At 38.7% G+C, this 17,122-nt stretch carries 12 protein-coding genes; 3 read left to right on the top strand and 9 right to left on the bottom strand.

Annotated features, from left to right (window positions below):
* Positions 1 to 13: 13 nt before the first annotated feature.
* Complete coding sequence (gene ruvC, locus Q0948_RS11360) at positions 14 to 568, bottom strand: crossover junction endodeoxyribonuclease RuvC (protein WP_035335461.1); 555 nt, start codon at positions 566 to 568, stop codon at positions 14 to 16.
* Between the two features lie 43 nt (positions 569 to 611).
* On the opposite strand from ruvC, the gene Q0948_RS11355 reads away from it, so the two are divergent.
* A complete protein-coding gene (locus Q0948_RS11355; RefSeq protein ID WP_298352602.1) occupies positions 612 to 1,574 on the top strand; it encodes a lysylphosphatidylglycerol synthase domain-containing protein in 963 nt (320 codons plus the stop codon).
* Positions 1,574 to 2,710 (top strand): glycosyltransferase, encoded by a 1,137-nt coding sequence (locus Q0948_RS11350; RefSeq protein WP_298352599.1) that lies wholly within the window; start codon positions 1,574 to 1,576, stop codon positions 2,708 to 2,710. The genes Q0948_RS11355 and Q0948_RS11350 overlap by 1 nt, the downstream gene beginning before the upstream one ends.
* Before the next feature lie 17 nt (positions 2,711 to 2,727).
* Here the strand turns inward: Q0948_RS11350 and Q0948_RS11345 are convergent, their stop codons facing one another.
* The 5 genes from Q0948_RS11345 to Q0948_RS11325 are packed head-to-tail and all read right to left on the bottom strand — an operon-like array spanning position 2,728 to position 7,948.
* Complete coding sequence (locus Q0948_RS11345) at positions 2,728 to 3,219, bottom strand: hypothetical protein (protein ID WP_148305656.1); 492 nt, start codon at positions 3,217 to 3,219, stop codon at positions 2,728 to 2,730.
* A gap of 54 nt (positions 3,220 to 3,273) precedes the next feature.
* Complete coding sequence (locus Q0948_RS11340) at positions 3,274 to 4,476, bottom strand: tetratricopeptide repeat protein (RefSeq protein WP_298352590.1); 1,203 nt, start codon at positions 4,474 to 4,476, stop codon at positions 3,274 to 3,276.
* Between the two features lie 3 nt (positions 4,477 to 4,479).
* Positions 4,480 to 5,952, bottom strand: a complete 1,473-nt coding sequence (locus Q0948_RS11335) for a M56 family metallopeptidase (RefSeq protein WP_298352587.1) — start codon at positions 5,950 to 5,952, stop codon at positions 4,480 to 4,482.
* Positions 5,953 to 5,984: 32 nt separating this feature from the next.
* Positions 5,985 to 7,586 carry a M56 family metallopeptidase gene (locus Q0948_RS11330; RefSeq protein WP_298352584.1) on the bottom strand — a complete coding sequence of 534 codons (1,602 nt, stop codon included), beginning with the start codon at positions 7,584 to 7,586 and terminating at the stop codon, positions 5,985 to 5,987.
* A gap of 2 nt (positions 7,587 to 7,588) precedes the next feature.
* On the bottom strand, positions 7,589 to 7,948 hold the full coding sequence (locus Q0948_RS11325) for a BlaI/MecI/CopY family transcriptional regulator (RefSeq protein ID WP_038598658.1): 360 nt from the start codon (positions 7,946 to 7,948) through the stop codon (positions 7,589 to 7,591).
* Between the two features lie 133 nt (positions 7,949 to 8,081).
* Here Q0948_RS11325 and Q0948_RS11320 point away from each other — a divergent pair, with 133 nt between their 5' ends.
* Complete coding sequence (locus Q0948_RS11320) at positions 8,082 to 8,600, top strand: DUF456 domain-containing protein (RefSeq protein ID WP_298353366.1); 519 nt, start codon at positions 8,082 to 8,084, stop codon at positions 8,598 to 8,600.
* A gap of 92 nt (positions 8,601 to 8,692) precedes the next feature.
* Here Q0948_RS11320 and Q0948_RS11315 read toward each other — a convergent pair whose 3' ends face one another.
* From Q0948_RS11315 to Q0948_RS11305, 3 genes are all read right to left on the bottom strand, one after another.
* On the bottom strand, positions 8,693 to 10,645 hold the full coding sequence (locus Q0948_RS11315; RefSeq protein ID WP_363317838.1) for an OmpA family protein: 1,953 nt from the start codon (positions 10,643 to 10,645) through the stop codon (positions 8,693 to 8,695).
* Positions 10,646 to 10,678: 33 nt separating this feature from the next.
* Positions 10,679 to 11,620, bottom strand: coding sequence for a type IX secretion system membrane protein PorP/SprF (locus Q0948_RS11310; RefSeq protein ID WP_298352580.1), 942 nt, complete (start codon positions 11,618 to 11,620; stop codon positions 10,679 to 10,681).
* Between the two features lie 57 nt (positions 11,621 to 11,677).
* On the bottom strand, positions 11,678 to 17,122 hold a 5,445-nt coding region (locus Q0948_RS11305; RefSeq protein WP_299231615.1), incomplete at its 5' end, for a Calx-beta domain-containing protein.

Below are 17,122 nucleotides of genomic sequence, written 5' to 3'. Positions count from 1 at the left end.
TTCTAAAGAAATATCACTTCTTAACTCGTTTTTCATTTTGCTTTACAAAACTCTCCCAGCCTGAGTAGCTTTTACCTATTTCTACTTTTCCAGAATTATAAAAGTGACACACTGCTGCGGCAAGACCATCTGTGGAGTCTAAGTTTTTAGGCAAGGTTTTAAGTTTTAGTAAAGACTGTAGCATTCTTGCCACCTGCTCCTTACTTGCATTACCGTTTCCAGTAACTGCCATTTTAATCTTTTTAGGAAGATACTCTGTGATAGGAATTTCTCGAGATAAACCTGCAGCCATCGCCACTCCTTGTGCTCTACCTAGCTTGAGCATACTTTGGACATTCTTGCCAAAAAACGGTGCCTCTATCGCAATCTCATCTGGGTGATACGTATCTATGAGATGTATGGTGCGCTCAAAAATGAGCTTGAGCTTCACATAAGGATCATTATACTTTTGTAACAATAACTCATTGAGCTGCATAAACTCCATCTTTTTACCCACAACCTTGATAAGTCCAAAACCCATAATAGTGGTTCCTGGATCAATACCTAATATGATTTTTTCGTCTGCCAATGCTTTTATTGTTACTTTGTGCTCATCCTTAACAAAGAAATGAATGCCTAGATTATCTCACAAAGCTACGCAATTACTCTGGGCGACTCTTAAGATTCTCATTGTACTACTGGCTGGCTATTTTATTTATGACAAACTAGATCGCGGTGATTTACGGTCGCTACAATTTCAGCTTTCTGAAATTAGCACATCATCGTTATATCTCTATATTATAATCATACTATTATTTACCGCTGCCAACTGGTTTTTTGAAATCAAGAAATGGCAAACTCTAGTGAGTATAAATAGATTAGTACGCTTTCGCGAAAGCGCAATACAAACCCTCACCGCTCACCTCGTAGGGTTTGTAACTCCTGCCAAAGCTGGAGACTATGGTGCAAAGGCTCTCTATTATCCAAAAGAGCAACGCAAGCAGATACTCTTCTTAAACTTTATAGGCAATATGTATCAGCTGCTGGCGACGCTTATTTTTGGGAGCATTGGCTTAGGGGTTATTGCTTTTTTTACTAGTGGAACAGCGATATTCTTTTGGAGTTTGAGCATATTTATGGCACTCGTGTTGTACCAGGTACTTCCTAAAATACTACGAAGTGTACACTGGACACTCAAGGGAAATCCTTGGTATAAAATCAAGAAGTACTGGAAATCTATTGCTGCACCCATCAAAAAGAAGGTGCGCCTGTTTTCCTTTATACGATATATCATTTTTGCACATCAGTTCTACCTCATTCTCTACCTGCTAGGGGCTACCACAAGTTATCCTTTTGTAATGGCGTGCATTTGTGCTACCTACCTTGTGAGCTCGCTCATACCTGTAATGCAGTTACTAGATGTAGTGGTGCGCGGTGGTGTGGCTGTTCTCATTTTTGGCTGGTTTAATGTACCCGAAGAGATTGTATTAAGTACTGTACTTTTAATGTGGCTGCTCAATGTAGTAGTACCGCTATTACCTGGTGCCTACTTTTTACTCGTGCAAAAGCCTACTAGCACCATAAAGACAGTATAATGATCTGGATGCTGTTTTTTGTTTTCTTACTCTATGGAATTATCATCCTCGGGTTTGCGCTTGAGATTAATCGCGCTGGTACGTTCTCACAATCTTGTGACGCTACAACTACCACATTTACCGTTATTGTACCCTTTAGAAATGAAGAAGCGCATCTTACTAACTTACTGCAATCACTAGCCGAAGTTGACTATCCACAAAACAGCTGGGAAATCATCTTAGTAAATGACGTCTCTACAGACAACTCTATTGAGATCATAAATAAGTGCATATCGCGATATGCGCTTACAAACATTGATGTTATAGACAACGTGCGCACCTCTGCATCACCAAAAAAAGATGCACTCCAGACCGCCATCCATACCAGTAAGCACCAGTGGATTGTCACCACAGATGCCGACTGTACCGTGTCCGTAAACTGGCTCAACACATTAGACGCTATCATCCAGCAACAATCACCACTTATGGTGATTATGCCCGTTGCTATCGCAACCACCGATCAGCCTTCATTTTTAACTGCCTATGAGCAATTGGATTTTTTAAGTCTTATGGGCGCTACTGCCGGAAGCTTTTATATGGGCTTACCATTTTTATGTAACGGAGCAAATCTCGCTTATGATAAAGAAGCCTTTACAGCCGTTCAAGGCTTTGCAAATAATAATCATATCGCTAGTGGAGATGATCATTTTTTACTCGAGAAATTTCAAGAGAAGTTTAAAAATAGGATAAGCTATTTACGCTCTCCAGATGCGATTGTAACCACACAGCCTCAAGAGCAGTGGAACATATTTATAGCACAACGCACACGCTGGGCGGCAAAGTCTAGTGCTTATACCTTTTGGTTCTCAAAACTAATGGGGATTCTTGTTTTGGCAGTTAATCTTTTAAGTGTTGTGGGAGTTCTTTATTACGCTTTCGCGAAAGCGGAAACCCAATCCATCATATTAATGAGCTTAGTCATAAAACTTGTAGTTGATGTTATCCTCATTGCCACCGAAGCTTTTTTTTATAACCGAAAAAGTTATTTAAAATGGTATCCAGTTGTGATGGTTTGCTACCCTTTTATAAACACCTACATAGCCCTTAGATCGCTTACTACTGGGTATCAATGGAAAGGTCGCAACTACAAGAAATAGTTTGTGGTGCCTTACAATTACTCCACCTTTAAAACCACGGGGATTTTAAATCGTGTTTTTACGGGTACGCCTTCTTTAGTTGCAGGTTTTGCTTCTGGTAATTGTCTTGCGGCTTCGTGTATCCACTGTTCTAGGCGAGGGATTTCTGTGCGGATTTCTTGAGCGATTTTGAGTGTATCTATGCAGTACTTCCCTTTTTCGTTTACTACAAAGTCTACAAATATAGTGTCGTCTAGAGCGCGTTGCACTACGATGGTATGTTTTCCAAATGACTCGTAAAAGGTCTTTGTAACCGTCTCTTGAAAACAAGCCTTAAGCGGCTCCCCTTCTGGCAACGTAGCACAGGTATCAAAAGTGGGATACCCATCTACTCTATGTAGATCTATTGCCTTCCAACTCTCAGAAAGGTACTGCGAAGAAGATATTTTTTTGGTTTCAATCTGGTCGCACGAAGTCATCACAACTACTGCTGTGATTATCAATAAGCCACGATGTAAAAACCATTTCATACGTAGCTCGAAAATACAATATTTAAACCGCTCCAAAAAGCGACCATCGCTGGCCTACTCTTTCTTCTCTTGTGCCTCAAAAATTTCTCTTTTGAGGATTACAATTCTATCGTCGGCTATTCTTTTTATATATGGTGGTCTTTTTACGTTTTCAAAATTTGACACAAACTTTTCGTAAAGTGCTAGCACCTCTTCCTTATCCACATAATAATTATCGGCTGCCACAGCTATGGCATATAGTGCATTAAAGTTATATGGATCTTCTTTGACTGCTCGTTGATAATGCTTCATTGCCTCAGGGAAATTCTTCTTAAATTCAAAAGACCTTCCCATTGTATAATACACATCATCAAGCGGTAAATCTTTAAATTTAAGCGCTTTAATTCCGTGATTTATAGCCTTATTATACTCACGATTAAAGTTATATAACCTAGCAAGGGTGATAAGTGTACCCCAGTCTTCGTCATCATAAGCAAGTACTTCTTCATAAGCCTCAATAGCCTCTGGATACATTCTTTTCTCGTAGTAGGCACGCCCTAGTTTATTTCTCACAAATAAGGTATCTACTCCCATATCGAGCAACTGGTTAAAAAGATCTATTGCCTCTATCCACCAGCCTTTGTAATAGTAACTTTGAGCCAGCACGCCTATCATCTCAATATTTTCTGGCTCGCTTTCAAGTGCTTTTTTACAGATCGTCTCTACCTCTGGATAGTTTTTATGACCCAAGTGATACTTTGCAAGTTCAAACATTGCCTTTTGATGTGTTGAGTCCAGCCGGACTGCTTTTGCAAAAGCCTTTTCTGAGGTATCTATCTTTTCATTATCTACTTTTTTATTTAAAACTAAGGTGTCCTTTACCGCGGTCTTTTTAAGTGCTCGTCCCCATTGATAGTGATACTCGGCATTTGTGGGGTATCTCATTGAAAGTATAGAAAAAACACTGTCTGCTTCTTTAAATTTTGATTTTGTGAGGAGTAACCTTCCATACTCGGTTGCGGCGATGGGTTGTTTATCGTTAAGCTCTAGTGACTTTTTATAAAAGTTAAGAGCAGCTGTTTTTGCTCCCTTCCCTTTATATGCTCTGGCTATTTGTAACAATACACGTGCTGTAGGTTCTTGAATCTTCTCGTACTGGGCTATTGCCTTTGTATACTCACCAGTGGCGTATAAACTATCTGCAACGGCCAAAGCCGGAGCTTGCGCCCCGACTTTTGATATCATCCCAATTACAATTACTATAAATAGTTTTTTCATAGGTTACTCTGCTATTTGAAACGTGATAGGGAGACTGTAGAGAACGCCTACTACTTCACCATTATGTTTACCAGGTTTCATTTTTGGTAACATAGAAATCACACGCTGTGCTTCAGCATCAAGATCTGGGTGTGGCGAGCGCGTTCTTAAGTTTGTGATAAATCCGTTTTTATCAATTTTAAAGCTGGCAAAAATTCTGTTAGTACCCTTGAGATTTAGCTCTTTTCCTAATGCAACATTAAAGTTAGCGTTAATTAAAGCGTTTACTTTTTGAGACATACATTTCCTTAATTGCTCATTTGAGGTAAGGGACTCACAGCCTGGAAATACTGGAACCTCGTCTATAACAGCAAATGGGATATTTCCGTTCTCATCTACATCATAAACACGTTCTACTTCCAGCACTTCTATTATTTCATCTTGATTAGCCTCATTAAGATTATATGCCTCTTGCTGTTCTACAACTTCTATAATTTGAGAACCTTTAATACCATTGACTGATGCTGCTCTTAGACTTTGAAGCTGTTTCAATTCTTCTGCAGTAAGACTTTCTCTATCCTCAATTGCTAACTTAAGTTCTAATATTTGCTGTTCTAGAGTTTGCTCATTTTCTACTCCATTATCTTCGGAGCAAGAAACATACACGAGCATTGCAAGTACAAGTGGAATTAAAAGTAAATACTTTGCTAATGCGCTTTTTTGTGATTTTGATTTTTGTAACATAACGATTCGTTTTTTGATTAATGATTGATTAAAAAATGTATTTGTAAATGAGAGTTTACTTGTGCCAAAGGCAGTGTTAAGTAACTCTTCATAATAGGTGTATTTTGAGATACCTTCGGTTGCTTTTTGATCTGCTAGGTACTCGTGTACGATACTTATATTTTTTTGATATAAATAGGTAATAGGGTTAAACCACAGTACTACTTTCAAAATCTCAAAAAAGATGAGATCCCAAGTATGCCCTTGCTTTGCGTGTATCTGTTCGTGGGTAAGTATTTGCTTTCGCGAAAGCGTATCTATATCTGCCCCAATAAATATGTAATTAAAAAATGTAAAAGCCTCTGTAGATGAAGGAATCTCTATGATGCTAGACCCTTTCTGTTTATAGGAAAAGTAGCTCGTAAATTTTTTAATCTTTATGATGAGTACAACTAGACTAATCACCACACCTACCATATAAATTTGTAACCACGGTATGGTAAAAGACTCTGTAACGGGAGCCGCATCTGTAGATGTAATCACTGCCGCATCACCTATTACAACCTCTGGGAGTACACTTGCAAATGTCTCTACAAGCACCACCGTTTGTAACATTGCGATTTTTATAAACGGTAATGCTAGCGCAATTACGGGAGTGACTAGCAAGTATATTCTGTTATATGAGAAAAAAGTCTCTTTTCTTAAAAGCAGGTAATAAACTCCCAGAAACAATGCTTGAAAACAGATAACTTGTATAATGTATTGTAATGCCATAAAAGCAATGGTTTCTGTTTTTTTATTAAAAATTATTTCGCTATTTGAAACGTGATAGGGAGACTGTAGAGAACGCCAACATTTTCTCCTCCTTGCGTGCCAGGCTTCATTTGAGGTAGATTGTAAATAACTCTTCTGGTTTCTTCTTCGAGAGCTTCGTGAGGCGCTCTTACTTTTACATTATCTACTTGCCCTGTTTTATTTATTCTGAAAGAAACAAAGATTCTATTAACTCCTGTAAGTCCTAAATCTTTAGCAATATTCATATTGAAATTACGGTTTACGTACTTAGACACATTATTAGACATACACACTTTTTGAGCATCATTACCTACTAAATCTTCACAACCTGGATAGGTTGGGACATTTTCTATCACTGCGTAAGGAATACCAACAACCTCCTCTTCTTCTTCAACAACTTCAACCTCTTCTCTATAAGTGGTCTGATAAGCATAAGTATTTTTTAAGTTATATTTTGTCCGTAGTTCCTGAAGTGTATAAGATTTTATATCAAATTTTTCTTTGAGTTCAATAATATCCTCCTTACTTGAAAACGTAAGAAATTTATTTATGGTTTCGAATATAGGCTCATTCCCTGTTGCTGGATCAAAATCTTTTGAATCTAAAGATTTATCGTTTTTTACAGCTGTTATAAACGCATTCTCATTATCAGTCAGTTTTAAAGTATCTATAACAATTATAGAGTAATATATTTTCTCATTATGCAGGTTATTTTCCATCAATGTGAAATTCTCTCTTTCTACCTCACCTGACTGATTTGAATTTTGTGCCCAAGAGACTTGTACAAGCATTGCTAAAATGAGCGGAACTATTACAATGTATTTAATAAGCGCACTTTGTCTCGACTTAGATTTTTGTAACATAACGATTCGTTTTTTGATTAATGATTGATTAAAAAATGTATTTGTAAATGAGAGTTTACTTGTGCCAAAGGCAGTGTTAAGCAACTCTTCATAATAGGTGTATTTTGAGATACCTTCGGTTGCTTTTTGATCTGCTAGGTACTCGTGTACGATACTTATATTTTTTTGATATAAATAGGTAATAGGGTTAAACCACAGTACTACTTTCAAAATCTCAAAAAAGATGAGATCCCAAGTATGCCCTTGCTTTGCGTGTATCTGTTCGTGGGTAAGTATTTGCTTTCGCGAAAGCGTATCTATATCTGCCCCAATAAATATGTAGTTAAAAAATGTAAAAGCCTCTGTAGATGAAGGAATCTCAATGATGCTAGACCCTTTCTGTTTATATCTAAAATAGCTTGCAAATTTCTTGATTTTTATGACAAGTAAAACCAGACTGATCACCACACCTGTCATATAAATTTGTAACCACGGTATGGTAAAAGATGCTGTAACAGGAGCCGCATCTGTAGGCGTACTCACTGCTGCATCACCTATTACAACCTCTGGGAGAACACTGGCAAAGGTCTCTACAGGTACCACCGTTTGTAACATTGCAATTTTTATAAACGGCAATGCGAGGGCAATTACGGGAGTGACTAGCAAATATATTCTGTTATATGAGAAAAAGGTCTCTTTTCTTAAAAGCAGGTAATACACTGCCAGAAATAATGCTTGAAAACAAATGACTTGTATAATGTAAGATCCCATAATTACTTGTCTTTATTAATTTCGCTCAGAATAGATTCTAGCTCTTTTACATCTAGATCATTCTTTTTTACAAAGAAGCTTACCATACTTTTAAAACTTCCATTAAAATAGCTGTCCATCATTTTATGCATAGAGGCGTTGCTGTAAACCTCTTTAGTCACAAGAGGGTGGTAGATATAGCCTCTTCCCTCTTTCTCGTGACCTACGAAGCCTTTGTTTTCTAAAATCCGTATGATGGTAGATATGGTATTGTAAGCAGGCTTAGGCTCTGGCATTTGCTCGATGAGTTGTGCCACGTTTGCCTTTTGTGCTACCCATAATAATTGCATTACCTCTTCTTCTGCCTTTGTAAGTTGTTTCATAAAAACTGGAATTGAATAGTCTGTATGTCAATATATTGAACATCGACACATCAAATATAACTAAATATTTAGTTTAAACTAATGTTTTAGTTCAAAAAACGTAACATTATAACATTTTGACGTCTTATAAGTGATGAACTATGTAGATCTTTTTTTGGTTTTTGTAGGCCTACTGCTTGTAATAGCTGGTATAGTGGGCAGTTTTTTACCTGTGATACCTGGCCCGCCTTTAAGTTGGCTAGGGTTGTTAACCCTTCACCTAACAGAAGCTGTACCGCAAGACTGGACATTTTTAGGCATTACGCTAGCCGTGGCGGTTGCAATCACCATACTTGATTATATCATCCCTGCAATGGGCACAAAACGATATGGGGGTAGTAAAGCAGGTGCAATAGGTACTACCATAGGCCTTATTGTGGGATTGCTTAGCCCCATACCCTTGGGCTTTCTTATAGGGGCGTTTGTAGGCGCTTTTATAGGTGAACTCAACTTTAACAATACGAGTACTCAGGTTGCACTTAAAGCAGCGCTAGGGTCCTTTATTGGCTTTATAGCTTCTACATTTATAAAAGCTGTGGCTACAATGGTATTCTTAGTCTTGTATGTACTACAAGTTATTGAGCACAATGATGTAATTTTCTCTTTGGGGTAGTATGAATAAAGGTATGAGTGCGCTTTCGCGAAAGCATAAAAAAACCCCTTTCCGTATGAAAAGGGGTTTTAAATATAAGTAGTAACCTACTTCTAGTTACTTATTACAATAAACTCTGAACGCCTGTTAAGCTGGTGTGCTTCTTCAGAACATTGTACTCCGTTAGAACATTCATTAGTAAGTTGTGTCTCTCCATATCCTCTACCTGTAATTCTAGATGAAGAGATTCCCTCTGCAATGATATAGTTTACAGTAGATTTTGCACGCTTGTCTGATAGACTTAGGTTGTATGAATCTTTACCTCTACTATCTGTATGTGAACGTGCATCTATAACCATATTAGGGTACTCACGCATAACTGCAAGTACTTTTTCTAGCTCTAGTGCCGCATCTGGACGAATATTATATCTGTCAAAATCAAAGTATATAGGGTTAAGTTCTAAAATCTTTGCAAGATCATCTCCTACTTTGATAGGCTTTTTCAATAACTCTAGTTCAAGATCGTTAGTCACAGTACCAGATATGTCTGGAGTTTTTGTAATTGCTTCTGCTCCACTATACGTTTCCTTTGCCCCTCTTATGATATATTGCGTATCACAGTAAGACTTATCAAAAGCATAGTACCCACTTGCTGTAGTTTGCACTGAAGATACTACGTTACCGTTGTAATCTAATAAAGTAACTGTTGCCGCTGGTATAGGCTCTCCAGAATCTCTGTCTGTAACAACCCCTACTAGCTCAATCTCACAAGGTATTTCTTCTTTTGTAAATTTATAGATGTCATCACTACCTACTCCTTGCTTACGGTTTGAGGCAAAATAACCCACTTTAGTCTCTTCGTTTACAATAAATGTAAAATCATCATAAGAGCTGTTTATAGGTTCACCTATGTTGCTTATAGCATCTTGAGCATTACCACGTGCATCTGGTGCTGTAGCAAATACATCAAGACCTCCAAGACCAGGATGCCCGTCTGATGAAAAGTAAAGCACTCCATTGTCACTTAAAAATGGAAAGGTCTCTCTTCCTTCTGTATTAATAGGTCTTCCTAAGTTTACTGGCTCGCTTACTACATCTGTACTATCTACATTTACCACCCATATATCTGAGAGCCCTAAAGTACCAGGCATATCTGAAGCAAAATAAAGCTTTGTATTATCCTGACTAAGAGCAGGGTGTGCAGTAGAGTACTCATCACTGTTAAAAGGCATTTCTACAGGTGTAGACCAGCGACCGTTTTTCTTACGTGACTTATAGATTTTAAGTTTATTAGTCCCCTCTTTAGACTTTTTGTAAGTCCCTTTATTGTAGTTATTACGTGTGAAGTATACGGTCTTACCATCTTCTGTAAAGGCTGTTGTACTTTCGTGAAATTTTGAGTTGAGCTCTCTACTATAGTTTTTAGGTTTACTAAAACTTTCGGTCTGTTCTCCAACATTAGTCTCATAAAGGTCTAAAAATGGTTCATTATTCCATTTGTGTATTTTCTTTGAAACACCCCCAGTATCTCTAGATGAAGCAAAAATTAGCTTTCCTTCATACTCTGTAGGAGCAAAATCTGAGTAACGTGAGTTAATACTACGTATGTCCTCTATTGTATAGTTACTCTTTTTGTAATCAATATTTTTTAGATAATTAGGTTCTGCTTCAAAGAGAACAGCTCTTACATCTTCCCCGTTAAGGTCATTAAAAGTAGCCATCATATCATCTGCTTTATCATAATTTTTTAAAGCACGAAGTGTTTGTGAGTACCTGAAATAGTACTCTGGCTTTACTTCTTCTGGGAAAGTAGATATCAACTTCTCATACCAAACCTGAGCATCTGCATAACCAGCGTTAAAGTAGTAGCTATCTGCAATTTTCTGAAATAAATCTGCAGATTCATATCCTTTATCTGCTACTTCGAGATATATTTTTCGAGCATCAACAAATGCGTATTGGTCAAACTTCTTGTCTGCTCTGTCTATTTTACTTTCTTGAGCATTTAGTGCTATGGTTCCCAAAAACAGAACGCAAAGACATAAATTAATAGTTTTAATCATCATAATTGTAAGTTTGAATAAGTCAAAAATAACTTATTAAAAGAATCTAGGGGTTAACATTCTATCATACTCATTAAACAGCTCAAATCGTAAAAATACTTCAAAGCTACCATCGTTGTAGAAGGTATCACCTAAGTCCGTACTTTCACGATCGTACGCGAGACCTATTAACATACTATCTGAAACCTGGAAGCCTACAAGACCACTAAGCGCTGCACTCCATCTATAAGCCGCTCCTAAGTGTAATTTTTCCATCACTAAGAAGTTTGCTGTAAGGTCTACTTGCAATGGAGCTCCAGCGACCATTTTTACAAGCGTACTAGGCTTAAATTTTAGCTGATCACTAATATCAAAAGTATAGCCCATAATACCATAGTAGTGTATACGCTCTCTAGCAATTACACTTGATGAGTTACTACTTGTGTCAAAATGTTCTGTCTCTATAAGATTAGGAACACTCACACCTGCATAAAAGTTATCTGTATGATAATACAATCCTGCACCAATTATAGGAGAGAGCTTATTGTCAATATTTTGAGAAAACCTAGGGTCTGTTACATCAAAGAGCGTAAGCTTTGTAAAATCTACATCTAGAATGTGTCCTCCAGCCTTTAATCCAAAGCTAAGCTTCCCATTTTCTGAAGTGTTGATTGTATAACTAAAATCTGCACCAACGTAAGTCTCTTGTGATGGACCTAAGGCATCATTTACAATAGATAACCCTAAACCTACTTTACCTTCTCCAATAGGAGAATGAACACTTAAACTTTGGGTTCTCGGCGCCCCATCAAGTCCTACCCACTGACTTCTATGTAATCCTACAATACTAGTTACACCTCTATTACCTGCATATGCAGGATTAATAGCTACGGTATTATACATATACTGGGTATACTGAGGATCTTGTTGCGCAGAAAGGGACGTTGTACCAAGCGCTAAAATCAATAAGAATCCAAAAACTGAAACTATCTTTTTCATAAATCATTTAATTAAAATCACCGGCTGTTTTAAAAACTACCGGTGATTTAACATCTTTTATCGTGTTATATATAAGTATCCTGATTCATTAACTGTATCTCCTACTGCATTTACATATTCTAGTATCCAGTAGTAGGTTCCTACAGGTAAATAATCATCCTGGCTTATAGTTGTTCTACCGTTAGATAAACCTCTAAATTCATTTCCATCTACACCATAACGCTCTGCAGTGTACACCTCAATACCCCATCTGTTAAATATAGTTAGCGTATTATCAGGGAAATTCTCAAGTCCTTGTATTCTAAAGCTATCATTACGTCCATCTTGGCCTATTGATAGACCATTATTTACAATAAGACCCGCTGTCTGACTCAACACTGTAACAGTTGGATCATCAACGTCTGTTGTAGGATCCTCTGGGTCATCAGAAACATCTATCACTTCAATACCAAATGGTGATAAAGCTACTGCTGTTGCAACGTTTACAATCTCTCCATTAGCTACATCTTCTTCAGTAATTATATAAACCGCTGTAAAAGTAGCATTTTCACCAGGGAGTAATGTTACCGGATCACCTGCAACGATAACCATCGGGTCATCTACGTGAACATCCGTTAAAGTGACGTTTCCAGTGTTTATTACTACGAAAGTATAAATAATCTGGTCACCAGCATTTGCAAACCCATCGGCATTAAAGTCCTGATAAGAAGCTGTTTTTGTGATATTAAGACCAGGTAATTGATCAATCATAGTTACTGTAGGGTCTTCTCCATCTCCATCTCCATCTGTATCCACATCTGTAGTATCCATTGGGTCATCAGACTGATCTAATACAATATCTCCAAGAGGATCTATTCCTTCTGCAAAAGCAATATTTATAACTTCTCCCGTATCAATATCATCTTGTGTGATTGTATATGTACCTGTAAATACAACACTATCCCCTACTACAAGCAATGCTACTGTATCTTCTTCTAGGGTGATCATTTCATCAGAAACAACTACATCTGTAAGATCTACTGAACCATTGTTAGTTACCGTTAATGTATAGTTTATTTGGTCTCCAGCATCAATAACACCATTTTCGTTAAGATCTACAATCTCACTAGATTTTGATAAATCAAGATTCGCTGTTATATCATTATCTACGATAGTCACAGTTCCGCTTGGATCTGTATTGTCTGTGTTACCACTAGTCACTGTTCCATTTACGGTGAAGATTTCATCATCCTCATCAATCTCATCATCTTCAATAAGAATTACAACTTCTCCAGTAGTTTCTCCAGCAGGGATTATTACGGTTACAATTGTTTCTTCATAATCATCCTCACCAGCTGTACCCGTCGTAGTTACTATCTCAATAATAGTATCCTCATCACTTGGGTTACTTAAGGTTACAGGAACCGTTGCAGTTCCAGCATCTTCATTTACGATCACATCTTCGATAGTCACGGTTGGAGCATCATCATTATCGATAATAGTTACCGTTCCACTTGGGTCTGTATTGTCAGTATTACCACTTGTTACCGTTCCATCTACTGTGAAGATCTCATCTTCTTCATCTGTCGTGTCTTCTGTAATTGGAACCACAACTTCTCCTTCAGTCTCTCCTGCAGGAATCGTTACCGTTACAATTGTCTCTTCATAATCATCCTCACCAGCTGTACCCGTCGTTGTTACTATCTCAATAACAGTGTCCTCATCACTTGGGTTACTTAAGGTTACAGGAACCGTTGCAGTTCCAGCATCTTCATTTACAATCACATCTTCGATAGTCACGGTTGGAGCATCATCGTTATCGATAATCGTTACCGTTCCACTAGGGTCTGTATTGTCAGTATTACCACTTGTTACCGTTCCGTCTACTGTGAAGATCTCATCTTCTTCATCTGTCGTGTCTTCTGTAATTGGAACCACAACTTCTCCTTCAGTCTCTCCTGCAGGAATCGTCACCGTTACAATTGTCTCTTCATAATCATCCTCACCAGCAGTACCAGTCGTAGTTACTATCTCAATAATAGTATCCTCATCACTTGGGTTACTTAAGGTTACAGGAACCGTTGCAGTTCCAGCATCTTCATTTACGATCACATCTTCGATAGTCACGGTTGGAGCATCATCATTATCGATAATAGTTACCGTTCCGCTTGGGTCTGTATTGTCAGTGTTGCCACTTGTTACCGTTCCGTCTACTGTGAAGATCTCATCTTCTTCATCTGTCGTGTCTTCTGTAATTGGAACTACAACTTCTCCTTCAGTCTCTCCTGCAGGAATCGTTACCGTTACAATTGTCTCTTCATAATCATCCTCACCAGCTGTACCCGTCGTAGTTACTATCTCAATAACAGTGTCCTCATCACTTGGATTACTTAAGGTTACAGGAACCGTTGCCGTTCCAGCATCTTCATCTACAATCACATCTTCGATAGTCACGGTTGGAGCATCATCATTATCGATAATAGTTACCGTTCCACTTGGGTCTGTATTGTCAGTGTTGCCACTTGTTACCGTTCCGTCTACTGTGAAGATCTCATCTTCTTCATCTGTCGTGTCTTCTGTAATTGGAACCACAACTTCTCCTTCAGTCTCTCCTGCAGGAATCGTTACCGTTACAATTGTCTCTTCATAATCATCCTCACCAGCAGTACCAGTTGTTGTTACTATCTCAATAACAGTGTCCTCATCACTTGGGTTACTTAAGGTTACAGGAACCGTTGCCGTTCCAGCATCTTCATTTACGATCACATCTTCGATAGTCACGGTTGGAGCATCATCGTTATCGATAATAGTTACCGTTCCACTTGGGTCTGTATTGTCAGTGTTGCCACTTGTTACCGTTCCGTCTACTGTGAAGATCTCATCTTCTTCATCTGTCGTGTCTTCTGTAATTGGAACCACAACTTCTCCTTCAGTCTCTCCTGCAGAAATCGTTACCGTTACAATTGTCTCTTCATAATCATCCTCACCAGCTGTACCCGTCGTAGTTACTATCTCAATAACAGTGTCCTCATCACTTGGGTTACTTAAGGTTACAGGAACCGTTGCAGTTCCAGCATCTTCATCTACGATCACATCTTCGATAGTCACGGTTGGAGCATCATCGTTATCGATAATAGTTACCGTTCCACTTGGGTCTGTATTGTCAGTATTACCACTTGTTACCGTTCCGTCTACTGTGAAGATCTCATCTTCTTCATCTGTCGTGTCTTCTGTAATTGGAACTACAACTTCTCCTTCAGTCTCTCCTGCAGGAATCGTTACCGTTACAATTGTCTCTTCATAATCATCCTCACCAGCTGTACCCGTCGTAGTTACTATCTCAATAATAGTATCCTCATCACTTGGGTTACTTAAGGTTACAGGAACCGTTGCAGTTCCAGCATCTTCATCTACAATCACATCTTCGATAGTCACGGTTGGAGCATCATCATTATCGATAATAGTTACCGTTCCGCTTGGGTCTGTATTGTCAGTGTTGCCACTTGTTACCGTTCCATCTACTGTGAAGATCTCATCTTCTTCATCTGTCGTGTCTTCTGTAATTGGAACTACAACTTCTCCTTCAGTCTCTCCTGCAGGAATCGTTACCGTTACAATTGTCTCTTCATAATCATCCTCACCAGCTGTACCCGTCGTTGTTACTATCTCAATAACAGTGTCCTCATCACTTGGATTACTTAAGGTTACAGGAACCGTTGCAGTTCCAGCATCTTCATCTACGATCACATCTTCGATAGTCACGGTTGGAGCATCATCGTTATCGATAATAGTTACCGTTCCACTTGGGTCTGTATTGTCAGTGTTGCCACTTGTTACCGTTCCGTCTACTGTGAAGATCTCATCTTCTTCATCTGTCGTGTCTTCTGTAATTGGAACCACAACTTCTCCTTCAGTCTCTCCTGCAGGAATCGTTACCGTTACAATTGTCTCTTCATAATCATCCTCACCAGCTGTACCCGTCGTAGTTACTATCTCAATAATAGTATCCTCATCACTTGGGTTACTTAAGGTTACAGGAACCGTTGCCGTTCCAGCATCTTCATCTACAATCACATCTTCGATAGTCACGGTTGGAGCATCATCGTTATCGATAATAGTTACCGTTCCGCTTGGGTCTGTATTGTCAGTATTACCACTTGTTACCGTTCCGTCTACTGTGAAGATCTCATCTTCTTCATCTGTCGTATCTTCTGTAATTGGAACTACAACTTCTCCTTCAGTCTCTCCTGCAGGAATCGTTACCGTTACAATTGTCTCTTCATAATCATCCTCACCAGCTGTACCCGTCGTAGTTACTATCTCAATAATAGTATCCTCATCACTTGGGTTACTTAAGGTTACAGGAACCGTTGCCGTTCCAGCATCTTCATTTACAATCACATCTTCGATAGTCACGGTTGGAGCATCATCGTTATCGATAATAGTTACCGTTCCGCTTGGGTCTGTATTGTCAGTGTTGCCACTTGTTACCGTTCCGTCTACTGTGAAGATCTCATCTTCTTCATCTGTCGTGTCTTCTGTAATTGAAACTACAACTTCTCCTTCAGTCTCTCCTGCAGGAATCGTTACCGTTACAATTGTCTCTTCATAATCATCCTCACCAGCTGTACCCGTCGTAGTTACTATCTCAATAATAGTATCCTCATCACTTGGATTACTTAAGGTTACAGGAACCGTTGCAGTTCCAGCATCTTCATTTACGATCACATCTTCGATAGTCACGGTTGGAGCATCATCATTATCGATAATCGTTACCGTTCCGCTTGGGTCTGTATTGTCAGTGTTGCCACTTGTTACCGTTCCATCTACTGTGAAGATCTCATCTTCTTCATCTGTCGTATCTTCTGTAATTGGAACTACAACTTCTCCTTCAGTCTCTCCTGCAGGAATCGTTACCGTTACAATTGTCTCTTCATAATCATCCTCACCAGCTGTACCCGTCGTAGTGACTATCTCAATAATAGTATCCTCATCACTTGGATTACTTAAGGTTACAGGAACCGTTGCAGTTCCAGCATCTTCATTTACGATCACATCTTCGATAGTCACGGTTGGAGCATCATCATTATCGATAATCGTTACCGTTCCGCTAGGGTCTGTATTGTCAGTGTTGCCACTTGTTACCGTTCCGTCTACTGTGAAGATCTCATCTTCTTCATCTGTCGTGTCTTCTGTAATTGGAACAATTACTTCTCCTTCAGTCTCTCCTGCAGGAATCGTTACCGTTACAATTGTCTCTTCATAATCATCCTCACCAGCTGTACCCGTCGTAGTTACTATCTCAATAACAGTATCCTCATCACTTGGATTACTTAAGGTTACAAGAACCGTTGCCGTTCCAGCATCTTCGTCTACAATTACATCTTCGATAGTCACTGTAGGCGCATCATCGTTATCTGTAATCGTTCCTGTAGCAGCTACTCCGCCAACAGTAAGATCATAAACTTCAGCTTCCTCATCAATTGCATCTTCAGTTGTTGGTACTGTTACTGTAAAGTCAGT

Source organism: uncultured Dokdonia sp., from assembly GCF_947496725.1.
Classification (GTDB): domain Bacteria; phylum Bacteroidota; class Bacteroidia; order Flavobacteriales; family Flavobacteriaceae; genus Dokdonia.
The sequence above is the reverse complement of the archived record's forward strand: the minus strand, read 5'-3'. Positions and strand labels throughout refer to the sequence as shown.

What these genes read in the sequence shown, in the direction of transcription:
- Q0948_RS11355 (WP_298352602.1), top strand. Translation starts at nt 612, where the DNA reads ATGCCTAGATTATCTCACAAAGCTACGCAATTACTCTGGGCGACTCTT.
- Q0948_RS11350 (WP_298352599.1), top strand. Translation starts at nt 1,574, where the DNA reads ATGATCTGGATGCTGTTTTTTGTTTTCTTACTCTATGGAATTATCATC.
- Q0948_RS11345 (WP_148305656.1), bottom strand. Translation starts at nt 3,219, where the DNA reads ATGAAATGGTTTTTACATCGTGGCTTATTGATAATCACAGCAGTAGTT.
- Q0948_RS11340 (WP_298352590.1), bottom strand. Translation starts at nt 4,476, where the DNA reads ATGAAAAAACTATTTATAGTAATTGTAATTGGGATGATATCAAAAGTC.
- Q0948_RS11335 (WP_298352587.1), bottom strand. Translation starts at nt 5,952, where the DNA reads ATGGCATTACAATACATTATACAAGTTATCTGTTTTCAAGCATTGTTT.
- Q0948_RS11330 (WP_298352584.1), bottom strand. Translation starts at nt 7,586, where the DNA reads ATGGGATCTTACATTATACAAGTCATTTGTTTTCAAGCATTATTTCTG.
- Q0948_RS11325 (WP_038598658.1), bottom strand. Translation starts at nt 7,948, where the DNA reads ATGAAACAACTTACAAAGGCAGAAGAAGAGGTAATGCAATTATTATGG.
- Q0948_RS11320 (WP_298353366.1), top strand. Translation starts at nt 8,082, where the DNA reads ATGAACTATGTAGATCTTTTTTTGGTTTTTGTAGGCCTACTGCTTGTA.
- Q0948_RS11315 (WP_363317838.1), bottom strand. Translation starts at nt 10,645, where the DNA reads ATGATGATTAAAACTATTAATTTATGTCTTTGCGTTCTGTTTTTGGGA.
- Q0948_RS11310 (WP_298352580.1), bottom strand. Translation starts at nt 11,620, where the DNA reads ATGAAAAAGATAGTTTCAGTTTTTGGATTCTTATTGATTTTAGCGCTT.